The organism is Rhodococcus sp. FG69 (assembly GCF_057808915.1).
This window is the reverse complement of the sequence record NZ_JBMDIX010000009.1, coordinates 1-19,797: the sequence shown is the minus strand read 5'-3', so window position 1 is coordinate 19,797 and position 19,797 is coordinate 1. Positions and strand designations below refer to the sequence as shown.

Here is a 19,797-nt window from a genome sequence, read left to right as displayed (position 1 = left end):
CAATACGACACACGGTAGGACCGGTTCGGCGCTCGGCATCCGCACCGTCTACGATTCGATGAGCGCAAGACACCAGGACGTCCCACTTCTTGCAAGAGGGGTGGAACGCATCTTCAGGAGGATCAGTGACTGCCCTAGCGCCTAGGCCAACTCCCGCTGTTACAGCGGTGAGGCCTTTTCCGCCGCGGATGGGACCGAAGGGTTCTTTTCTTCACAAGGCGGTGACGACGACTGATCCCAAGGTGTTGGGAATCATGTACATCGCGACGTCTATTGCGTTCTTCCTCGTCGGTGGGTTGATGGCGTTGTTGATGCGTGCCGAGTTGGCCGTACCGGGGATGCAGTTCCTGTCCAACGAGCAGTACAACCAGCTGTTCACCATGCACGGCACGATCATGCTGCTGCTGTACGCGACGCCGATCGTGTTCGGATTCGCGAACTACATCCTTCCGCTGCAGATCGGTGCCCCCGACGTCGCGTTCCCGCGGTTGAACGCGTTCTCGTACTGGCTGTACCTGTTCGGTGCGTTGATCACCACGGCCGGCTTCATCACTCCCGGTGGTGCGGCCGACTTCGGGTGGACCGCCTACACGCCGCTGACGAGTGCTCTGCATTCGCCGGGTGTAGGTGCAGACCTGTGGATCATGGGTCTGGCAGTGGCCGGTTTGGGCACTATCCTTGGTGGCGTCAACATGATCACCACGGTGATCTGCCTGCGTGCCCCCGGTATGACGATGTTCCGGATGCCGATCTTCACCTGGAACATCCTGGTGACGTCGATTCTGATTCTGCTGGCGTTCCCGTTGTTGACGGCGGCGTTGTTGGGGTTGGCCGCCGATCGTCATCTGGGTGCGCATCTGTTCGATCCGGCCACCGGTGGCGTTCTGTTGTGGCAGCACCTGTTCTGGTTCTTCGGGCATCCCGAGGTGTACATCATCGCGTTGCCGTTCTTCGGGATCGTGTCGGAGATCTTCCCGGTGTTCTCGCGTAAGCCGATGTTCGGATACACCACCTTGATCTACGCGACGATCGCCATCGCGGCGCTCTCGATCGCGGTGTGGGCGCACCACATGTACGCCACCGGTGCGGTGTTGTTGCCGTTCTTCTCCTTCATGACGTTCCTGATCGCAGTGCCGACGGGTGTGAAGATCTTCAACTGGATCGGCACGATGTGGCGTGGTCAAGTGACGCTCGAGACACCGATGTTGTTCTCGATCGGGTTCCTGATCACGTTCCTCTTCGGTGGTCTGTCCGGTGTGCTGTTGGCCTCGCCGCCGATCGACTTCCATGTCACCGACACCTACTTCGTGATCGCGCACTTCCACTACGTGGTGTTCGGAACGGTGGTGTTCGCGACGTATGCCGGTATCTACTTCTGGTTCCCGAAGATGACGGGCCGGATGATGGACGAGACGCTCGGCAAGTGGCACTTCTGGTTGACGTTCTTCGGATTCCACGGCACGTTCCTGGTGCAGCACTGGCTCGGCAACGAAGGTATGCCGCGTCGCTACGCGGACTACCTGGCCTCGGATGGGTTCACCACGCTCAACATCATTTCCACGATCGGTGCGTTCGTGCTCGGTGCGTCGACGTTGCCGTTCGTGTGGAATGTGTTCAAGTCCTACCGGTACGGCGAAGTGGTCACCGTCGATGATCCGTGGGGATATGGCAACTCGCTGGAGTGGGCGACCTCGTGCCCGCCGCCGCGACACAACTTCACGGAGTTGCCGCGGATCCGGTCCGAGCGGCCGGCGTTCGAGCTGCACTATCCGCACATGGTCGAGCGGCTCCGCGCCGAAGCCCACGTCGGACCGGGCAGTCACGGTGGACAGACCACCGAAGTCCTCGAACAGGCACGCCGCGCACCACTGGCCACCAGCGACCACGAACACTCCGGCGACCCGGATCCGAAGTAGCCGATAAGACTTACGCGAAGAGCCCCTCCCGGTACCCGGGCGGGGCTCTTCGCTTGCGACAATGTCCGTGAAGCGAACCAGTCACAATTCGACGGCCCGAATCGGAACCGTCGTGCAGGAAGGGAGAATCGGTGCCGTCATCGGACACCGCTGTACTCGTCACGGTGACAGGCCCGGACAAACCGGGTGTCACCTCGGTCCTGTTCGCGGCACTCTCGCGCCACCAGGTCGACCTGCTCGACGTAGAGCAGGTCGTCATCCGTGGTCGGTTGACCCTCGGTGTGTTGCTGTCATGTCCCAACGACCCCGAGGAGCTCCAGGAAGAACTGGAGGAAGCGATGGCGACCGTCGGTGTCCACGTCGACGTCGAGATCGGCGCCGACCCGGTCGGCAATCGCGTGTTGGCAACACACGTGGTCGTGGTGCTCGGTCGGCCGGTCACCGCGCGGGCGTTCAGTACCATCTCCCGCGAGCTGGCGAGGCAGGGTGCAAACATCGATTCGATACGAGGCGTCGCCGACTACCCGGTCACCGGTCTCGAACTGTTGGTCACTGCAACCAACACCTCGCCTGATGCCGATCGCCAACTTCGGACCGGTCTCTCCGAAATTGCTGCAGGCGTCGGCGTCGACGTGGCAGTCGAGCGCGAAGGAATCTCTCGTCGGTCCAAGCGTCTCATCGTGTTCGACGTGGACTCCACTCTTGTCCAGGGCGAGGTCATCGAAATGCTGGCTGCAAAGGCCGGTCGCGAGGACGAAGTGCGCAAGGTAACCGAGTCGGCGATGCGCGGGGAGATCGACTTCACCGAATCGCTGCACCAGCGGGTGCAGGCGTTGGCGGGACTCGACGCGTCGGTCATCGACGAGGTGAGCGAGGAGCTGGAGCTGACGGCCGGAGCGCGAACCACGATTCGCACGTTGCGGAGACTTGGGTACCACTGTGGCATCGTCTCCGGAGGCTTCCGCCAAGTCATCGATAGCCTCGCTCACGAGCTCGAACTGGACTTCGTCAAGGCGAACACCCTCGAGATCGTCGACGGCAAGCTCACCGGGCGGGTCGTAGGTGAGATCATCGATCGCGCAGCCAAGGCGACGGCATTGCGCGAGTTCGCAGCGCAGTCCGGAGTATCGATGGAACAGACGGTCGCGGTGGGCGATGGTGCAAACGACATCGACATGTTGACGGCGGCAGGTCTCGGCGTCGCGTTCAATGCCAAACCGGCGCTCCGGGAGATCGCGGACACGGCGATCTCGCATCCCTATCTCGATGCCGTTCTGTTCATGCTCGGAGTGACCCGCGGTGAGATCGAGGCGGCCGATGCCGTCGACGGTGGTGTCCGCCGCGTTCCGATCCTGTGACGGACGTCCCGGTCGATGAGGGGCCGCGAAGTACGTTGGTGCAGCGCCACTCGGTTCTTACGCGTGGCTACGGCGGGCGTACGGATCCACCGGACCCCGCCGACGTGCTCGCCATGCCGGTGGTTCTGCACATACCCAAAGCAGACCCACCGGCGCGCAGTAGCCTCCTCGAAGCCGCCGCGTCGGCCGCGGTGGCTCTGTGTCTCGATGAACGAGTCGGACCGGGCGGCGAGTGGGAGGAGTGCTTCCTGGCATGGACGGGTGCTCGCATTCGGAAAGTTGCCCGACGGGCCCGAGGTGCACAGTGGGTGGCCGCCCAAGACGTTCCGGGCGTGACCGTCGAGGTCGGCGGAGCTCAGGCCCGTGCGTTCGTACCGGGCAGAGTCGGCGATCTCGATCCCCGAATCAAGCGACTCCAGATCGGCGGCACCGATCTGGAGCACGACGAGCCAGGACCCGCACGTCCGGACACACCTGTGCTGTGGATCGACCCGACCCTGAAGATGACCGTTGGCAAGGCGGCCGCGCAAGTTGGACATGCATCGATGTTGCTCGCCGGTTCGATGACCGCCGCGCAGTGTGTGCAGTGGTCGGTCTCCGACTTTGCATGTTCGGTTCGCGATGCCGATGCGAACCAGTGGCGACGCGCCGAAGCCCTTGTCGATGAAGGACGAGCAGTCGCCGTGCGGGACGCCGGCTTCACCGAGGTAGCTCCGGGCTCCATGACCGTCATTGCGACGTTGGAGTCCTGAACGACAGTCAGGGTCCACTGTCGTCGAACTGGCTGTTTCTGAAGGTGCCAGTGAGCGATGAAACTGGACTTCATGCGATCGAACAGCCGTGCCCAACAACTCACTGTCCGTCTGATAGCGCTCTATGTCGGACTCTGGCTCTACGGACTCTCGATGGCGTTGATGGTGACCGCGAGCCTCGGTCTCGACCCGTGGGACGTGTTCCATCAGGGTGTAAGCAAGCACCTGCCGCTGAGCTTCGGGACGATCACCGCGTTGACCGGACTCGTAGTTCTGCTCGCGTGGATCCCGCTGCGGCAGAAGCCGGGGCTGGGCACCGTGAGCAACGTGGTGGTCATAGCCGTGTCGGTCGACGTCTCGCTGAACTGGCTTCCCGCGGTCGACGGCGTGGCCGCGCGGGCAGCGCTGCTGACGACCGGGATCGTCATGAACGCGTTCGCGACCGCGTTGTACATCGGTGCGGAGATGGGTCCGGGGCCGCGCGACGGCTTGATGACGGGACTCGTCGCGCGCACCGGTTTGTCCATCCGCTTGGTTCGCACGTGCATCGAATTGGTGGTGGTCGTGACCGGTTGGCTGCTCGGTGGCAACGTCGGAGTCGGAACTCTGTTGTACGCGTTCGGAATCGGACCTCTCGTTCAGCTGTTCATGACCTACTTGCCGTCGCTGCGCAGTACGAGAACCGTTGCACCCGACAATGCGATCGACGAGCCTGCTTCGATGGGGGAGGAGTTCGCAGGCACTCCGTCTGGCGACGAGGAATCGAACACCGGAACGAATCGTGTTGCTGCCCAGTCGGGGCACGCCAACGAGACTTCGGTCGGACCACCTGAGTGCACGATCAACAACGAACTGGCGTCGTCGACGGGCACGCCGTCAGGCTCGTAGGAGCGAACATCACTGCCGTCGACCCACGCCTGCATCGTTCGCACCGAGTCGTCGTTCCAGGACTCCGTGTTCATCTCGTGCCCGAACGCGTCGAACCAGACGAGATCAGGCCTGCCGCTCAGAGTGTCGCGGCCGATGAAAAACTCCTGCTGGCGGAGTGAAGGTGCGCTGCGCCGGATGCGCAGCAGCCGTGTGACGAACGCGACCAGTTCGGTGTCAACTTCCGACCATTCGATCGCCCACGAGTCGGCCGCAGCGGCGTCGGCGGGAACGCAATAAGCATTGTTGTTGCCGAATTGAGTGTGCCCCAATTCGTCTCCGGCGAGGAGCATGGGGGTGCCGGTCGACAGTGTGAGCGTCGCAAGCAGTGCACGGGAGTGGCGATCACGCGCAGACACAATCGATGGATCGGTGGTCGGACCCTCGACCCCGTGACTGGTCGACAGATTGTTGTCGGTGCCGTCTCGGTTCTCTTCGCCGTTCGCCTCGTTGTGCTTGTGCGAGTACGACACCAGATCGCGGACGGTGAAACCGTCGTGTGCGGTGACGAAATTGACTGACGCCCATGGCTTTCGGACGCCGCCGCCGTAGATGTCCTCCGAGCCGGCAAGTCTCGACGCCAGTTCCCTGACGCCGGACTGCCCGGACCAGAATCTACGCACCGTGTCGCGGTATCGGTCGTTCCACTCCGACCACATGCTGCCGAATCCACCCACTTGATAGCCGGCGCCGGTGGCGTCCCACGGCTCGGCGATCAGTTTCCGGCTCGATAGGACCGGATCGGTGGTGATAGCAGTGAGAAGCGGAGCGCGAGAATCGAAGCGCCATCCACCTGGTCGGCCGAGGGTGCTGGCGAGGTCGAATCGGAAGCCGTCGACGCCCATGTCGTCGGCCCAGTATCGGAGGCTGTCGCACACCATGCGTACGACGGCGGGTGACGCCGAGTCCAGTGTGTTTCCGCAGCCGGTGAGGTCGACGTCGTACCCGCGGGCGTCCAGTAGGTAGTACCCGGGTGCGTCGAGACCGCGCCAACTGATCGACGGCCCGGCAACGGAGGACTCGCACGTGTGGTTGTAGACGACGTCGAGGACGACTTCGATGCCGGCCGAATGCAGTGCGTCGACCATCACCTTGAATTCGGAGATCTCGTTGCCCGGAACCGAGGCGAACCGAGGATCCGGAGCGAAGTAGGCGCCGGTCGAGTAGCCCCAGTGATTTCGCATGCCGCGCGCGCGTACGTCCGGCTCGGTCAGCATCGCCTGTACGGGCAGCAGTTCCACCGTCGTCACGCCCAGCCGGGTGAGATGTTCCAGGACCGCTGGTGCCGTCAGACCGAGGTAGGTGCCACGATGGCTGATCGGCACACCGGGGTGCCGGGCCGTGTACGCGCCCACGTGGAGCTCGTACAGAACAGTTCGATCCCACGGCACGGTCGGTCGGTCGATCTGCCTGACGGTGGGCTGCGCGGTGACCACGGACAGCGGCATGTGGCCGAGCGAATCGACCCTGCTTGCCTGGCCGAAGGGCTCGTCCTCGTAGGGCAGGAGTGCAGAGGCAGCACCGAGACGGCCGGTGATCTGCCGAGCTGCCGGATCGAGGAGGATCTTGTGGTCGTTGAAACGACGACCGTTGGTCGGGTCCCACGGTCCGTGCGCTCGGATTCCGTATCGCGCTCCAGGCTCGACGCCGGGGACGAATCCGTGCCAGATTCCGAAGGTTCGACTGCGCAGTTCGACGCGTCGCTCGATGCCGTTGTCGTCGACGAGACAGATCTCGACACCATCGGCGTCGGGGGAGTGGACTGCGAATTGCGTACCACCGTGGGTGGAGGTTGCCCCGAGAGGGAACGCCGAACCCGGGGCATGGATGTCCGCGCGGGCAGGGTGGAGGGCTGTCTGACGCGCGGTGTGATGAGATTTGGACGACACGCATGGAGATCCTGCCGTGTAAGCGCGGCGGATGTGCGACAAGATGGACAACGTGTCTGAACCGGATCCCGATCTGCTCATCGATTTCAACGACGTTCTCATCAGGCGGGGTGGAGTTACACTCGTCGGCCCGGTGACCTGGCAGGTGGAACTCGACGAACGGTGGGTCGTTCTCGGGCCGAACGGTGCGGGCAAGACGTCGTTGATGCGCATCGCCGCCGCTGAAGTTCATCCCACCTCCGGCACAGCACATGTGCTCGGCGAGGTCTTGGGCAAGGCCGACGTCGCCGACCTGAAACCTCGCATCGGTCTGTCGTCCTCCGCCCTCGCTCACCGCATTCCTGCCGACGAAATCGTCAGCGATCTGGTCGTCTCTGCGGGGTACAGCGTCCTCGGTCGCTGGCGCGAGCGCTACGACGACATGGACACCGAGCGTGCAGTCGAGATGCTGGAGAGCCTCGGCGCCGAGCACCTGGCTCAGCGGACCTACGGAACACTGTCCGAAGGTGAGCGCAAGCGCGTACTGATTGCGCGGGCACTCATGACCGATCCCGAACTGCTCCTCCTCGACGAACCCGCCGCCGGTCTCGACCTCGGTGGTCGCGAGGAACTCGTCGCACGGTTGGCCGACCTCGCGGCCGATCCGGATGCGCCGGCAACGGTGCTGATCACGCACCATGTGGAAGAAATCCCACCCGGCTTCAGCCATGCGCTGCTGTTGAAAGAAGGCGGTGTGGTCGCCAAGGGCTTCGTCGACGACGTCATCACGGCGGAGAACCTCACCGAGGCCTTCAGCCAGTCCATCACCCTGGACCGTGTCGACGGTCGGTTCTTCGCCCGACGCACCAGGGCCGCCGGTCAGCACCGCCGCTGAGGAGTCCGACTTCACGGCGTTGTAGTTTCGAGGAGATGTCTTCCACCGAGCTCCCGCCCACCGAGGCCGCACCAGTCCGTGATGCCTCGACCGTCATCCTCCTGCAGAACCGTGATGACGGCATCGAGGTATTCCTGCTGGAGCGGGTCGGTGGCATGGCATTTGCCGGCGGCATGACCGTGTTCCCCGGCGGCGGTGTCGACATCTCCGATGCAGATTCCGATCTCGAGTGGGCTGGACCCCCGCCTACCTGGTGGGCGAGCAGGTTCGGAGTCGACGAGCGCAAGGCGGCAGCTCTCGTGTGCGCCGCCGCCCGGGAGACGTTCGAGGAATGCGGAATCCTGCTGGCAGGGCCCAACACAGACACCGTCGTGACCGATACGGACGTCTATGCCGAGGATCGGGGTGCACTCGAGCGGCGCGAGCAGACCTTCGGTGAGTTCCTCACCCGAAACGGACTCGTTCTTCGAGCGGATCTACTGCGTCCGTGGTCGAACTGGATCACTCCCGTGGGCGAGAAGCGCCGCTACGACACCAGGTTCTTCGTTGCAGTGCAACCGGAGGGTCAATACGCCGACGGTGCAACCACGGAGGCTGCATCGGTGCGGTGGCGGTCTCCCGAGTCCGCGCTGGACGACTGGCGTGAGGGCAGCACCGTTCTTCTGCCGCCGACGTGGAGTCAGCTGTCCGGGCTGACCCAGTTCTCCTCGGTAGGCGCCGTGCTCGCCGCATCTCCCGACATCGCCCCGATACAGCCAAATCTCTACCACGTCGACGGCGAACTTCGAGTCGAATTCCCCGGCCAGGAGCACTACTACGCGGGCAGTGCGCACCCGTGGGCCGGAGAGAAGAACCGCCACCGGTAGCGTGTGTGAACATGGCTGAGTTCGTGACTTTCGAGGTATCAGACGGCATTGGCACGATTCGGTTGGAGCGTCCTCCGATGAATGCGTTGAACCGTCAGGTGCAGGAGGAGATTCGTGCCGCTGCGCGCGTGGCGACCGTCGATTCGTCCGTCAGAGCGGTCATCGTCTACGGCGGGGAGAAGGTCTTCGCCGCGGGAGCGGACATCAAGGAAATGGTCGAACTGACGTCTGCTCAGATGACCGACATCGCCGGTGATCTCCAGTCCGCGCTCGGATCGTTGGCAGACATACCGAAGCCGGTCGTCGCCGCGATCACCGGGTACGCACTCGGCGGTGGGCTCGAAGTGGCGCTGGGTGCAGATCGGCGCATCGCCGGTGACAACGCGAAGCTGGGGGTGCCCGAAGTGCTGTTGGGCGTCATTCCCGGCGGCGGCGGTACTCAGCGTCTCGCGCGCCTGGTTGGTCCGAGCAAGGCCAAGGACATGGTGTTCACCGGTCGATTCGTCGGTGCCGAGGAAGCGCTGCGGATCGGACTGGTCGACGAGGTGGTCGCTCCCGACGAGGTATACAACGCCGCACGGAAGTGGGCGGCGCAGTTCACCACCGGGGCCTCGCGGGCGCTTGGAGCCGCGAAGGCGTCGATCGATCAGGGTCTCGACGTCGACCTGGGAACTGGCCTCAAGATCGAAGCGCAGCAGTTCGCGGCGTTGTTCGGCACCAAAGACCGGACCATCGGAATGGAATCGTTCATCGCCAACGGACCGGGCAAAGCCGAGTTCGTCGGGGAATGACCTCGGCTGACAACTAGAACTTGTTCATTTTCTACTGGATAGTAGGCTGCCCTGATGACTGCAAGCCCGCACGACGGTAACTCCGACGCCACACTGCACTTGGTTCCGGACGCTCCGAACGACCCCGCGCCCAATCCGCATGCCACCGCCGAGCAGGTCGAGGCTGCGCGCAGTGACACAAAGCTTGCTCAGGTGCTCTATCACGACTGGGAAGCGGAGACGTACGACGACAAATGGTCGATCTCGTACGACGAGCGATGCATCGACTACGCGCGTGGGCGCTTCGACCAGGCCGTCAGCGGGCAACCGAGCGCTCAGGACGCACTTCCGCACGGACGTGCACTGGAATTGGGGTGCGGAACCGGCTTCTTTCTCCTCAATCTCATGCAGGCCGGTGTTGCCGACAAGGGATCGGTCACGGATTTGTCACCCGGCATGGTCAAGGTCGCGCTGCGCAACGCCGAGCACCTGAACCTGGATGTGGATGGACGGGTCGCGGACGCCGAAACCATCCCGTACGAGGACAACACCTTCGACCTGGTTGTCGGGCATGCGGTACTGCACCACATTCCCGACGTCGAGCAGTCGTTGCGGGAGGTGCTACGGGTGCTCAAGCCCGGTGGACGTTTCGTGTTCGCGGGTGAGCCCACCACGATAGGGAACTTCTACGCGCGGTGGCTCGGGCGACTCACCTGGGAGGCGACGACAAGGGCCACCAAATTGCCGTTCCTCGCGAGTTGGCGCAAACCGCAGGAAGAACTCGACGAATCTTCACGCGCTGCTGCGCTCGAAGCCGTCGTCGACCTGCATACCTTCGACCCGACCGATCTCGAGAACATCGCTCGCAGCGCCGGCGCCGTCGAGGTACAGGCGCAGACCGAGGAATTTGCCGCTGCGTTGCTCGGCTGGCCGGTACGCACATTCGAGGCCGCGGTTCCGGCCGAGAAGCTCGGCTGGAACTGGGCACGGTTCGCCTTCGGTGGGTGGAAGACCTTGAGCTGGGTGGACGAGAACGTACTCGAGCACGTGGTGCCCCGCAGCTTCTTCTACAACGTGATGATCACCGGAGTGAAGTCCGACTGAGCTCCTCCCTCACCACATGCCCTACGAGTTCGACGGCACCGACATCGACTTTCTGTCCAGCGATGTCGGTGTCGTTGCGCTACGCCGGATCGAAGAACTGCCCCTGACAAAGGCCTCGATGCTCGCCGATATTGCGACGGCGCGTGCGTCGTTCGGAGATCGTGCCGCCGCGCTGGTGGAGACGACACGTCTTCGGCGAAAGGCACGAACCAAGCTGTCGGACGTAGGCAGTTGGCTACTGACCGACGATGCTGTCCAGCAGGCGACGCCGTCGATCATCGCTCGGCGTCGGGCAGAGCGTTTGGCGGGACGGGACGTGCACGACGTCACCTGCTCCATCGGTACCGAACTCGCGGCATTGACGAAGACGCCGGGACTGGTGATCGGCAGCGATCTGGACGCCGTACGACTGCGGATGGCGACACTCAACGTTCCTGGCGCAGCCGTGCTGCGTGCAGATGCACTCACACCGACCACCCACGGCACAGTTGTGCTCGCCGACCCGGGGCGACGTGCGGGAGGCAGGCGAACCTACGATCCAGCGGCGCTCGAGCCACCGCTGCCTGCGCTGCTCGAGAACTACGCGCGCAGGGATCTCGTCGTCAAATGTGCTCCGGGTCTGGACTTCGACGCACTGGGGTGGGACGGCGAGGTCGAATTGGTGTCGCTGGACGGTGGCGTCAAGGAAGCGTGTCTGTGGTCGTCGGGTCTGACCGACACCACCGTCGGTCGGCGCGCATCGGTGTTGACCTCGGACGGATGGAACTACGAGATCACCGACGCAGAGCCGGACGATATCGAGGTCGCGGCGCCGGGTCAGTGGATCATCGATCCGGACGGCGCCGTGGTGCGGGCCGGCCTGGTGCGCCACTACGCGGCCAAGCACGGGTTGTGGCAACTCGATCCCCGAATCGCTTATCTGACCGGTGATTCCGTGCCCATCGGAGTCAATGGTTTCAAGATTCTCGAGAGAATCAAGTTCTCGGAGAAGACGCTGCGGCAAGCATTGACGAGCCATCGATGTGGGTCCGTGGAGATCCTGGTGCGGGGGATCGACGTGGATCCGGCTGTGCTCCGACCGCGCCTGAAGTTGAAGGGCGACGTCGCGCTGTCGGTGATCATCACGCGCATCGAGCGATCAGGCGTGGCTTTCATCTGTGCGGCGCGAGAACCGGGACGCACGCATCACGGTGCGTAGGTGAAGATTTCACCGAGGTAGGACGCGGTGATCACCTGGCCGTCCGGCCCGATCGACGTACCGACGGTGAATCCTGCCGCGCCAGGCAGTACTCGATCCGAGATCGTTTCCCCGGTACCGGAATTCAGCGAGGTCAGGTACAGCTCATCGCCTCGGCCGGTCACGGTCACCAGCGTGCCGTCCTTGGCCTGCACTGGGGTTCCCAATTGCTGAACGTCATCTCGTGACCACGCCACGCTGGCGCTGTCCCCGTCGTCACGGATAGCGCGCACACCTGTTCGGCCGCCGACCGGGACGATGTAGCCGTCAGACGACACCGACGGAGTACCCCTGTCCCCGAATCCGGCTCCGAACGTCCACTTCACCGAACCGTCCACGGTATCGAACGCACTCAGCCGACCGTCGACATCAGCGAGATAGACAGTATCTCCGTCACTGGACAGCACCGGACTCGACGTAACAGCGGCAGGAAGTAGTTCCGACGACCACGTCTCGGTTATCGCGGGCGTCGCCGAGGCGTCGTAATGCAGCGACACCAATTGCGGTGCAACGGCACCGGGTCGCCACAGGACGAGAAAGATCTCGGACGCATCCAGATCGACGGCAGGCGTGGCGGGCACTGCACACTCCGGCGATCCGGTAGCGCAGTCCTCGAGCCCGGTATTCGGAGGCAAGAAGTCGGTATCCGGCGACGCGAGGAAGTCCGGAAGCGCGACGAGATCATGGATCGGCACAACAGTCTGGCCGGTCTGCGTGTCCAGGACGTTCATCTGCCCGAACTGAGTGACCGCGAGAACGCTTCCATCGCCCAGGAACTGAGCCGACCGGGGCACACCATAGGTAGGAGTGCGCCACCGAAGCTGGCCGTGATCGTTGTACGAGGAGAATCCACCGTCGTCGCCGACGTAGATGTTGGCGACCGAATCCACGAGCGGCGTTGCGGTCGCGACCGATGGGCCGATGCGATTACACCAGCGCTTGCGGCCGGAATCGATCTCGAACGAGAAGAGATTGCAACCGGATTCGGAGTAGGCACCGACGAACATCTGACCGGTCGACGCGATCGACAGCGGTGAGACGACCGCGCCCCCCAACGGGCGCGTCCAGTCGAGGGAGACGTCGGACAAGCCGGAGAGGTCGGAAGTGCTGCTGTTGCGGGCGTCGCCGTGGGCAACCGGCCAGCCGCCCGCGGCGAACGCGTCGATGCTGCCCTGATCGCTCCCACACGCGACGGCGGTCAACGCTGCGACAGTCGCCAGCGTGGCCACACGTGTGAAACCAGCTCTGCCGCCAAGCACCTTGTGCAACTCCCTCGTCCTCGATCCCACGTGTCAAGCACAGAGACTATCCCGGCGACCGGGCCGATCAGGAAAGCGGCTCCCGTCTATCTGGGTCGTTCCGCAGGCTCCACTCCCGTCTATCTGGGTCGTTCCGCAGGCCCCACTCGAGTCCCACTAGGGTGTCTCGGTATGACGAGCATGTGGAACGCACCGCTGCGTTCACGGTGGCGCGGATCCAGGCGACGCGACGAGGACCAGGCGCGCTTCCTCACCCTCGACTCGCTGCGCTGGGTCCTGCAGAACAAGGCGTACACCCCGTGGTACCTGGTCCGGTACTACCGTCTCGCCCGGTTCAAGGCAGCGAACCCTCACGTCATTCTTCGCGGAATGGTCTTCCTTGGGAAGAACGTCGAGATTCACTCGACGCCGGAGCTGTCGAGGTTGGAGATCGGCCGTTGGGTACACATCGGTGACGGGAACGCGATCCGCTGCCACGAAGGCTCGCTGCGTATCGGCGACAAAGTGGTGTTCGGGAAGGACAACGTCGTCAATACCTACCTCGACATCGAGATAGGTGCGTCCACGCTCGTCGCGGACTGGTGCTACATCTGCGACTTCGACCATCGCATGGACGACGTGACGACACCCATCAAAGATCAGGGAATCGTCAAAGGGCCGGTACGGATCGGCCCGGACACCTGGATCGCGGCAAAGGTCACCGTCCTTCGCGAGACAAGCATCGGGCGCGGTTGTGTTCTGGGCGCCCACGCCGTGGTCAAGGGCACGATTCCGGACTACAGCATCGCTGTGGGTGCGCCGGCGAAGGTCGTTCGCAATCGCAAGGCCGACTGGGAGGCCGGAGCCGCGCAGCGAGCCGAATACATCGCGGCGCTGGAAGACATCGAGCGAAAGAAAGCACTGAAGGCCGCTGAAACAGCCAGGGGAGACTCAGCTTCGCTCGGGTAGAGCCCGTTCGACGATGACAGGCCTGGCCAGCGGGTATCGAACCTTACGCTTGGCCGCGAGGTACACCTGCGCTGTTGCGTCGGCGACGTGCTTCCAGTCGAAATCGACGGTGAGGCGCTCCCGGGCTGCCACCGCCCGATCCTGAGCTGCATCTACGTTGTCGAGCACCCGTCGAACTGCGTTCGCGAGACCGCCGACGTCAGCCGCTTCGAACGACAACCCGGTGACGCCGTCGACGATTGCCTCGCCGAGGCCACCTGCAGTCGACGCCACGAGTGGGGTTCCGGCCGCCGCAGCTTCCAATGCGATTATGCCGAACGGCTCGTAGCGGCTGGGCAGGACGATGGCGTCGGCGCCGTGCAGCCAGCCGAGTAGCTCGGTGTGATCGAGCGAACCGAGGAACGAGACTGCACGTGCGACGCGATGTGTCCGAGCCAACTGAGCCAGCCAAGCGAACTGTGTGCCTTCACCGGCGATGTGGAGGGTGGTGCCAGGGTGGCTACGGCGAATGCGCGGCAACGCGGCAATGACATCCTGAATGCCCTTTTCGTATTCGAGTCGACCCACATACAGCAGCTTGGCCGGCTCCTGGCGTGGCTCGCGGCGTCGGAAGCTCCAGGTGCGGATGTCGATTCCGTTCCTGATCACTGCGACGGACGCGTCTCGAATTCCGAACAGGCGCGTCACCTCCTCCTTCATGGATGCCGAACACGTGATGACAGCGTCGGAATCGTTGGCGAGCCACCACTCGATCGAGTGCACTTGCCGGTTGACACGGCCGGAGATCCAGCCGCTGTGCCTGCCCGCCTCGGTGGCATGGATCGTAGACACAAGCGGCACGTCGAAGTGCTCGGCCAGCGCGATGGACGGGTGGGCGACGAGCCAGTCGTGTGCGTGAACGACGTCGGGCGTCCATCCTTCACCGAGTCCGGGCTTGCCGAGCGCGATGCCTGCTCGCACCATGGCGTGTCCCATCGCCAGCGTCCACGCCAGCATGTCCTCGCCGAAGACGAAGTGAGCGGGGTCCTCCGCGACGGCGACGACCAGCACACCGTCCTCGATGCGGTGATGGGTCGGATGCGTCGACGCATCGGTCCCCGTCGGGCGACGCGCGAGGACGACGACCTCGTGGCCTGCTCGGACGAGTTCGGTCGCCAGATGATGAACATGCCTGCCGAGGCCGCCGACCACGACCGGTGGGTATTCCCACGACACCATCAAGACCTTCAACTTCAGCGCTCCCCTCCGAACGGTCGATCCGTGCGCAGCCGCCGCGCATCGAGCGCTGGGAAGAGCCCATCCGCCCGATTCCACTGCTCCGCAAGTTCGGCCGCGCGGCCGGCGCGGCCGCGTTCGACCGCATCAGCGATCTCTCGCAGCGCATGCGCGTGAACATGTGCTCGCTGGCGTGCATATTCGGCGGCAGAATCCTTGCTGACCATGAACGCCCAGTCACTTGCGATTGTGTTGAGTGTCTCACGCACCATCTGGTCGTTCACCCGGTTACGCAATTCGGGCCTCCCGAACGAGTGGTCCCGGTTCTTGTCGATGGCGTCGAGTGCGGTCGCGGTGACTTCGGAGTTGAGATCGACGAGGTCCTGGACGGCCTTGCCGTTCCAGACCCGCCAGTCCTTGCCCGAGCCCCACGATGACATAGGCAGATCGACGCGAGTTCCGACGAAGCCCCTGGCACGTGCGTCCGCGAGTGTTCCGACATCGATACCCGCCTCGGGTAGCGCGCGCAGCACGCGTTCGAGCCACACGGGTCCTTCGAACCACCAGTGGCCGAACAGTTCGGTGTCGAACGCAGCGACAACGAGCGCAGGTCGGCCGATCCGATCCGATTCGCAGCGGAGGCGACGACGGACCGTGTCGACGAAATCGGTGACGTGTTTGTCGATCGCAGCGGAGGCAGCTTCCGGGTCGTAGGGGGCCTTGTCTGCAGACTCGACGCCCCTGCCGGTCACCCGCGCGTGCTTGAGTCCGGTTGCGTGGTCGTAGGTGTGGAAGTCCCGGTAGGCGGAGTGGCCCGGGTAACCGGACTTCGGTGACCACACGCGGTAACTGACGTCGAGGTCGCGACCGAAGGCGACGACGTCGGAATCGCGCACCGGCCTTCCCAAGCTCGTGTCTCCGCGCAGCGCAGGGCCGTCGACCATGAAATGGGTTACTCCGGCGTCGGCATAACCTCGTTCCATGCCGGGCGCGTAGGCGCACTCCGGTGCCCAGATTCCGTTGGGCCGTGTGCCCAACCGCATGCGCGCATCGGCCAAACCTTCGGACAGCGAGAATTCACGGAGGCGCTCGTCCATGAGCGGCTGGAAGGGGTGTGCCAGCGGCCCGCCGAGCATCTCGACGGTGCCTGCGTCGACGAGCGGGCGCAGAACCGGCGAGCCACCGTGCCGCCAACGAGTTTCGAAGGTGGCGAGAGCGTGTGCTGCCGAACGGTGCTCGCGACTCGACAGATCTCGATCCGTCGCCTCGTGCGCACGAAGCTGCCAATTGGCGAGCCAGTGATGCATTCCCGACAGGCAGTGCGGATCGTCCAGCTGAGCGGCCAGCACGGGTGTGATGCCCAGGGTCAGCAGGTGTGTGCGGCCCTCGTCGGCGAGCGCGGTGAGCATGTCCGTCAACGGCAGATACGAACCTGCCCACGACTGGTACAGCCACTCTTCGCCGACCGGCCAGCGACCGTGATTGGCAAGCCAGGGGAGATGGGAGTGCAGAACGAGGGCGAACATCCCCGGTTCGGTCACCTTCGGTGGAGGAGTGCTCAACCGCTCAGCGCAGACTGTTGGCCCGGTTTCACTGCAATGGCGACGAGATCGAGGCTGCCGTCCATGTCGGATGGGTCGATGTCGAAGTCGGCCGTCGAAATCGCGGCGACGTCGGCAGTCAGGTCGGCGGGCCAGTCCTCGCCGGCAAGCGCGCGTTCGATCTGGGCATCGATGAACGAACCGCCGTGCTTGGCGTCGAGTTCGCGTAAGACCGTGCCGTGGTGCACGCCCGTCATCGCCTGCACGACGAAGTTGCTTCCGACAAGCAGTTCGGTGAGTTCGTCGGCATTCAGCTCGCGAGTATGAAACGGGTTGAGCGGTGTGTCGCGACCCGGCGAGAACGTGATCCGGTTGGGCGTGCTGATCAGCAGCGTTCCTCCGGGCACCAGGACTCGGAAGCACTCGTCGAGGAACTGGCCCTGGTCCCAGAGGTGCTCGATGACCTGGAAGTTGACGACGACGTCGACCGAGTTGTCTGCGAACGGTAGCTGTGCCAGATTGCCTCGAAGCATGCCGACCCTCGGGTAGCGCCCGCGTACGTGTTCGGCCGCCGAGGCGTCGTAGTCGAGACAGGTGACCGACGTGGCAACGTCGGCAATCATGTTGGCGCCGTAGCCTTCTCCGGATCCGGCCTCCAGCACCACGCGCCCGGCGCAGTGCGTCAGCAGTTTTTCGTACACGACCTCGTGCCGACGGAACCAGTAGTTCTCCTGGTCGATGCCCGGCACAGTGCGCTCCCCGGTGAGGGGGAGTGGCTCTGGCCGGGGTTCCGCAGAAGTGTCGGCTGATGATGAATCGCTCACCGACGAGAGGGTAGCGCCTTGCCCGGCCCACAACTATCGGCGGTGGCGTACGTACGGGTAGGTGGGATGTATGGTCAGATCGGAATTACGGTAAGTTACCCACCAGTAACTAAACATGGGGTAATCTACGGCAGGGCCTAGAACAGCAAGAACCCATAGGCGCTAGACGATTCACCCCGGACGAATCAGCGGAACATGACCAGGAGGTCGACGCAGACCCATGACGAACATCGTTGTTTTGATCAAGCAGGTTCCCGACACGTGGTCCGAGCGCAAGCTCACCGACGGCGATTTCACGCTCGACCGTGAGGCAGCAGACGCAGTGCTCGACGAGATCAACGAGCGCGCTGTCGAGGAAGCTCTGCTCATCAAGGAGTCTCAGGGCGGCGAGGTGAAGGTTCTGTCAGCAGGCCCCGATCGCGCAACCGACGCGATCCGCAAGGCGCTTTCGATGGGTGCCGACAGTGCGGTCCACCTGAACGACCCTTCGCTCCACGGTTCGGACGCCATCCAGACTGCATACGCACTCGCTGCTGCTCTCGGAAACGTCGCATTCGAGAACGACGAGCCCGCCGACCTGATCATCGCAGGCAACGAGGCCACCGATGGCCGCACTGGCGCAGTGCCCGCGATCATCGCCGAATACCTGCAGATCCCCGCCCTCACCCAGCTGCGCAAGCTGACCGTGGATGCGGGCAAGGTCTCCGGCGAACGTGAGACGGACGAGGGCATCTTCGGTCTCGAAGCATCGCTGCCCGCCATCGTCAGCGTCACCGAGAAGATCAACGAGCCGCGCTTCCCGTCCTTCAAGGGCATCATGGCCGCGAAGAAGAAGACGGTCCAGACCATCACGCTCGCCGACATCGGCGTCGAGGACGGCATCGTCGGCGTCGAGAACGCAGGAACGACCGTGACGTCGTCCACCCCCAAGCCTCCCAAGACCGCAGGCGAGCGGGTTACCGACGAGGGCGACGGCGGCGACAAGATCGCTACCTACCTCGTAGGCCAGAAGATCATCTGATCTCGCCCCACCTGCGGGAACGCAGACCGCAGGAGTGACCCGAAACGCCGCGTAGACCACGCAAGGAGAGCAAGTCATGGCAGAAGTACTCGTGCTCGTGGAGCACGTCGAAGGAACACTGAAGAAGGTCAGTACCGAACTGATCACCGCGGCTCGGGCGCTCGGTGAGCCGTCCGCAGTCGTTACCGGTCCAGCGGGAACCACGGACAAGCTGGCCGACGCGCTGACCGAGGCAGGCGCCGAGAAGATCTACGCCGCCGAATCCGACGACATCGACGGATACGTCATCACCCCGAAGGTCGACGTGTTGTCGGCACTTGCCGAGTCCGTGAGCCCGGCGGCGATTTTCACCGCCGCCAGCATCGAAGGCAAAGAGGTCGCTGGGCGTCTCGCAGCGCGCCTGGGATCCGGTCTGCACAACGACGTCATCGCCGTCAACGGCGACGGAAGTGCCACCTACTCCATCTTCGGTGGAGCATTCACCGTCGAGGCCAAGGCCAACGGCGACGTCCCCGTCATCTCGCTGCGTCCGGGTGCAGTCGAGGCCGAGCCGAAGGCCGGCGCCGGAACCCGCGAGACCGTCGAGGTCCCGGCTCAGGAAGAGGGCGTCACCAAGGTGACCTCCCGTGACCCGATTGTCGGTGGCGACCGTCCGGAACTCACCGAGGCCACCGTCGTGGTGTCCGGTGGCCGAGGCGTCGGTAGCGCTGACAAGTTCAGCGTCGTCGAGGCTCTCGCCGACTCGCTCGGAGCAGCCGTCGGCGCGTCGCGCGCAGCGGTCGACTCCGGTTACTACCCGGGCCAGTTCCAGGTCGGCCAGACGGGCAAGACCGTCTCGCCGCAGCTCTACATCGCACTCGGCATCTCCGGCGCCATCCAGCACCGCGCCGGTATGCAGACCTCGAAGACCATCGTCGCCGTCAACAAGGACGAAGAAGCTCCCATTTTCGAGATCGCCGACTACGGCATCGTGGGCGATCTGTTCAACGTCGCTCCGCAGTTGACCGAAGCGGTCAAGAAGCACAAGGGCTGACCCCTCGCACACCACGCAGCCCCCGCATCCACCGGATGCGGGGGCTGCGTACTGCCGTTCACACAACAGCTTCGGACGCGTTACCCTGCCGACGCGCTAGCGCCGCTCCGAACCGTTAGACACAGCATCATGACCACTTCAGTCATGACCGCTGACACCGCAAACTCCGCGGGCACAGGCTCCGCTCCCGCCCTGTTGGGTCACTCCGCAGGCTCCGCTCCCGCCCTGTTGGGTCACTCCGCAGGCTCCGCTCCCGCCCTGTT

General features: G+C 64.0%; 16 protein-coding genes and 1 pseudogene. 12 read left to right on the top strand and 5 right to left on the bottom strand.

Annotated features, from left to right (window positions below; genetic code table 11):
• The first annotated feature begins 125 nt into the window (after positions 1–125).
• The 4 genes and pseudogenes from ctaD to yczE form a co-directional block, all read left to right on the top strand.
• Positions 126–1,916, top strand: a complete 1,791-nt coding sequence (ctaD, locus tag ACODSO_RS09080; RefSeq protein WP_489036565.1) for an aa3-type cytochrome oxidase subunit I — start codon at positions 126–128, stop codon at positions 1,914–1,916.
• A 131-nt stretch (positions 1,917–2,047) separates the two neighbouring features.
• On the top strand, positions 2,048–3,274 hold the full coding sequence (gene serB, locus ACODSO_RS09075; protein ID WP_068375725.1) for a phosphoserine phosphatase SerB: 1,227 nt from the start codon (positions 2,048–2,050) through the stop codon (positions 3,272–3,274).
• A complete protein-coding gene (locus ACODSO_RS09070) occupies positions 3,271–4,026 on the top strand; it encodes a peptidyl-tRNA hydrolase (RefSeq protein ID WP_489036563.1) in 756 nt (251 codons plus the stop codon). Before serB ends, ACODSO_RS09070 begins: the two co-directional genes overlap by 4 nt.
• Before the next feature lie 57 nt (positions 4,027–4,083).
• Positions 4,084–4,620: pseudogene (gene yczE / locus ACODSO_RS09065) on the top strand (membrane protein YczE); the annotation flags it as partial.
• A gap of 59 nt (positions 4,621–4,679) precedes the next feature.
• Here the strand turns inward: yczE and glgX are convergent.
• Complete coding sequence (gene glgX / locus ACODSO_RS09060) at positions 4,680–6,782, bottom strand: glycogen debranching protein GlgX (protein WP_489036711.1); 2,103 nt, start codon at positions 6,780–6,782, stop codon at positions 4,680–4,682.
• A gap of 103 nt (positions 6,783–6,885) precedes the next feature.
• On the opposite strand from glgX, the gene ACODSO_RS09055 reads away from it, so the two are divergent.
• The 5 genes from ACODSO_RS09055 to ACODSO_RS09035 are packed head-to-tail and all read left to right on the top strand — an operon-like array spanning position 6,886 to position 11,654.
• Positions 6,886–7,716: an ABC transporter ATP-binding protein gene (locus ACODSO_RS09055; RefSeq protein ID WP_489036562.1), complete on the top strand. Its 831-nt coding sequence runs from the start codon at positions 6,886–6,888 to the stop codon at positions 7,714–7,716.
• A 35-nt stretch (positions 7,717–7,751) separates the two neighbouring features.
• Complete coding sequence (locus tag ACODSO_RS09050) at positions 7,752–8,582, top strand: NUDIX hydrolase (protein WP_489036561.1); 831 nt, start codon at positions 7,752–7,754, stop codon at positions 8,580–8,582.
• A gap of 11 nt (positions 8,583–8,593) precedes the next feature.
• Positions 8,594–9,373, top strand: coding sequence for an enoyl-CoA hydratase/isomerase family protein (locus ACODSO_RS09045; protein WP_489036560.1), 780 nt, complete (start codon positions 8,594–8,596; stop codon positions 9,371–9,373).
• A gap of 54 nt (positions 9,374–9,427) precedes the next feature.
• Positions 9,428–10,456 carry a class I SAM-dependent methyltransferase gene (locus tag ACODSO_RS09040; protein ID WP_068375736.1) on the top strand — a complete coding sequence of 343 codons (1,029 nt, stop codon included), beginning with the start codon at positions 9,428–9,430 and terminating at the stop codon, positions 10,454–10,456.
• A gap of 16 nt (positions 10,457–10,472) precedes the next feature.
• A complete protein-coding gene (locus tag ACODSO_RS09035) occupies positions 10,473–11,654 on the top strand; it encodes a THUMP-like domain-containing protein (protein WP_489036559.1) in 1,182 nt (393 codons plus the stop codon).
• Here ACODSO_RS09035 and ACODSO_RS09030 read toward each other — a convergent pair.
• Positions 11,642–12,952, bottom strand: coding sequence for an outer membrane protein assembly factor BamB family protein (locus ACODSO_RS09030; RefSeq protein ID WP_489036558.1), 1,311 nt, complete (start codon positions 12,950–12,952; stop codon positions 11,642–11,644). The genes ACODSO_RS09035 and ACODSO_RS09030 overlap by 13 nt on opposite strands.
• Before the next feature lie 171 nt (positions 12,953–13,123).
• On the opposite strand from ACODSO_RS09030, the gene ACODSO_RS09025 reads away from it, so the two are divergent.
• Positions 13,124–13,900 carry an acyltransferase gene (locus ACODSO_RS09025; protein ID WP_489036557.1) on the top strand — a complete coding sequence of 259 codons (777 nt, stop codon included), beginning with the start codon at positions 13,124–13,126 and terminating at the stop codon, positions 13,898–13,900.
• On the opposite strand, the gene ACODSO_RS09020 is transcribed toward ACODSO_RS09025, so the two are convergent.
• The 3 genes from ACODSO_RS09020 to ACODSO_RS09010 are packed head-to-tail and all read right to left on the bottom strand — an operon-like array spanning position 13,883 to position 17,480.
• Positions 13,883–15,130, bottom strand: coding sequence for a glycosyltransferase family 4 protein (locus tag ACODSO_RS09020; RefSeq protein ID WP_489036555.1), 1,248 nt, complete (start codon positions 15,128–15,130; stop codon positions 13,883–13,885). The genes ACODSO_RS09025 and ACODSO_RS09020 overlap by 18 nt on opposite strands.
• Positions 15,131–15,132: 2 nt before the next feature.
• Positions 15,133–16,641 carry a 1,4-alpha-glucan branching protein domain-containing protein gene (locus ACODSO_RS09015; protein ID WP_489036710.1) on the bottom strand — a complete coding sequence of 503 codons (1,509 nt, stop codon included), beginning with the start codon at positions 16,639–16,641 and terminating at the stop codon, positions 15,133–15,135.
• 32 nt (positions 16,642–16,673) lie between these two features.
• The gene (locus ACODSO_RS09010) at positions 16,674–17,480 is read right to left on the bottom strand and encodes a class I SAM-dependent methyltransferase (protein WP_489036553.1); all 807 of its coding nucleotides are present in this window, start codon (positions 17,478–17,480) and stop codon (positions 16,674–16,676) included.
• A gap of 220 nt (positions 17,481–17,700) precedes the next feature.
• Here ACODSO_RS09010 and ACODSO_RS09005 point away from each other — a divergent pair, with 220 nt between their 5' ends.
• A complete protein-coding gene (locus tag ACODSO_RS09005; RefSeq protein ID WP_489036552.1) occupies positions 17,701–18,501 on the top strand; it encodes an electron transfer flavoprotein subunit beta/FixA family protein in 801 nt (266 codons plus the stop codon).
• 76 nt (positions 18,502–18,577) lie between these two features.
• Positions 18,578–19,534, top strand: coding sequence for an electron transfer flavoprotein subunit alpha/FixB family protein (locus ACODSO_RS09000; RefSeq protein WP_068375748.1), 957 nt, complete (start codon positions 18,578–18,580; stop codon positions 19,532–19,534).
• Positions 19,535–19,797: the final 263 nt, after the last annotated feature.

Bases quoted from the DNA above. Each gene is read 5' to 3' on its own strand.
- ACODSO_RS09045 (WP_489036560.1), top strand. From the start codon at position 8,594: ATGGCTGAGTTCGTGACTTTCGAGGTATCAGACGGCATTGGCACGATT.
- ACODSO_RS09035 (WP_489036559.1), top strand. From the start codon at position 10,473: ATGCCCTACGAGTTCGACGGCACCGACATCGACTTTCTGTCCAGCGAT.
- ACODSO_RS09025 (WP_489036557.1), top strand. From the start codon at position 13,124: ATGACGAGCATGTGGAACGCACCGCTGCGTTCACGGTGGCGCGGATCC.
- ACODSO_RS09005 (WP_489036552.1), top strand. From the start codon at position 17,701: ATGACGAACATCGTTGTTTTGATCAAGCAGGTTCCCGACACGTGGTCC.
- ACODSO_RS09000 (WP_068375748.1), top strand. From the start codon at position 18,578: ATGGCAGAAGTACTCGTGCTCGTGGAGCACGTCGAAGGAACACTGAAG.
- ACODSO_RS09055 (WP_489036562.1), top strand. From the start codon at position 6,886: ATGGACAACGTGTCTGAACCGGATCCCGATCTGCTCATCGATTTCAAC.
- ACODSO_RS09040 (WP_068375736.1), top strand. From the start codon at position 9,428: ATGACTGCAAGCCCGCACGACGGTAACTCCGACGCCACACTGCACTTG.
- ACODSO_RS09050 (WP_489036561.1), top strand. From the start codon at position 7,752: ATGTCTTCCACCGAGCTCCCGCCCACCGAGGCCGCACCAGTCCGTGAT.
- ACODSO_RS09015 (WP_489036710.1), bottom strand. From the start codon at position 16,641: ATGTTCGCCCTCGTTCTGCACTCCCATCTCCCCTGGCTTGCCAATCAC.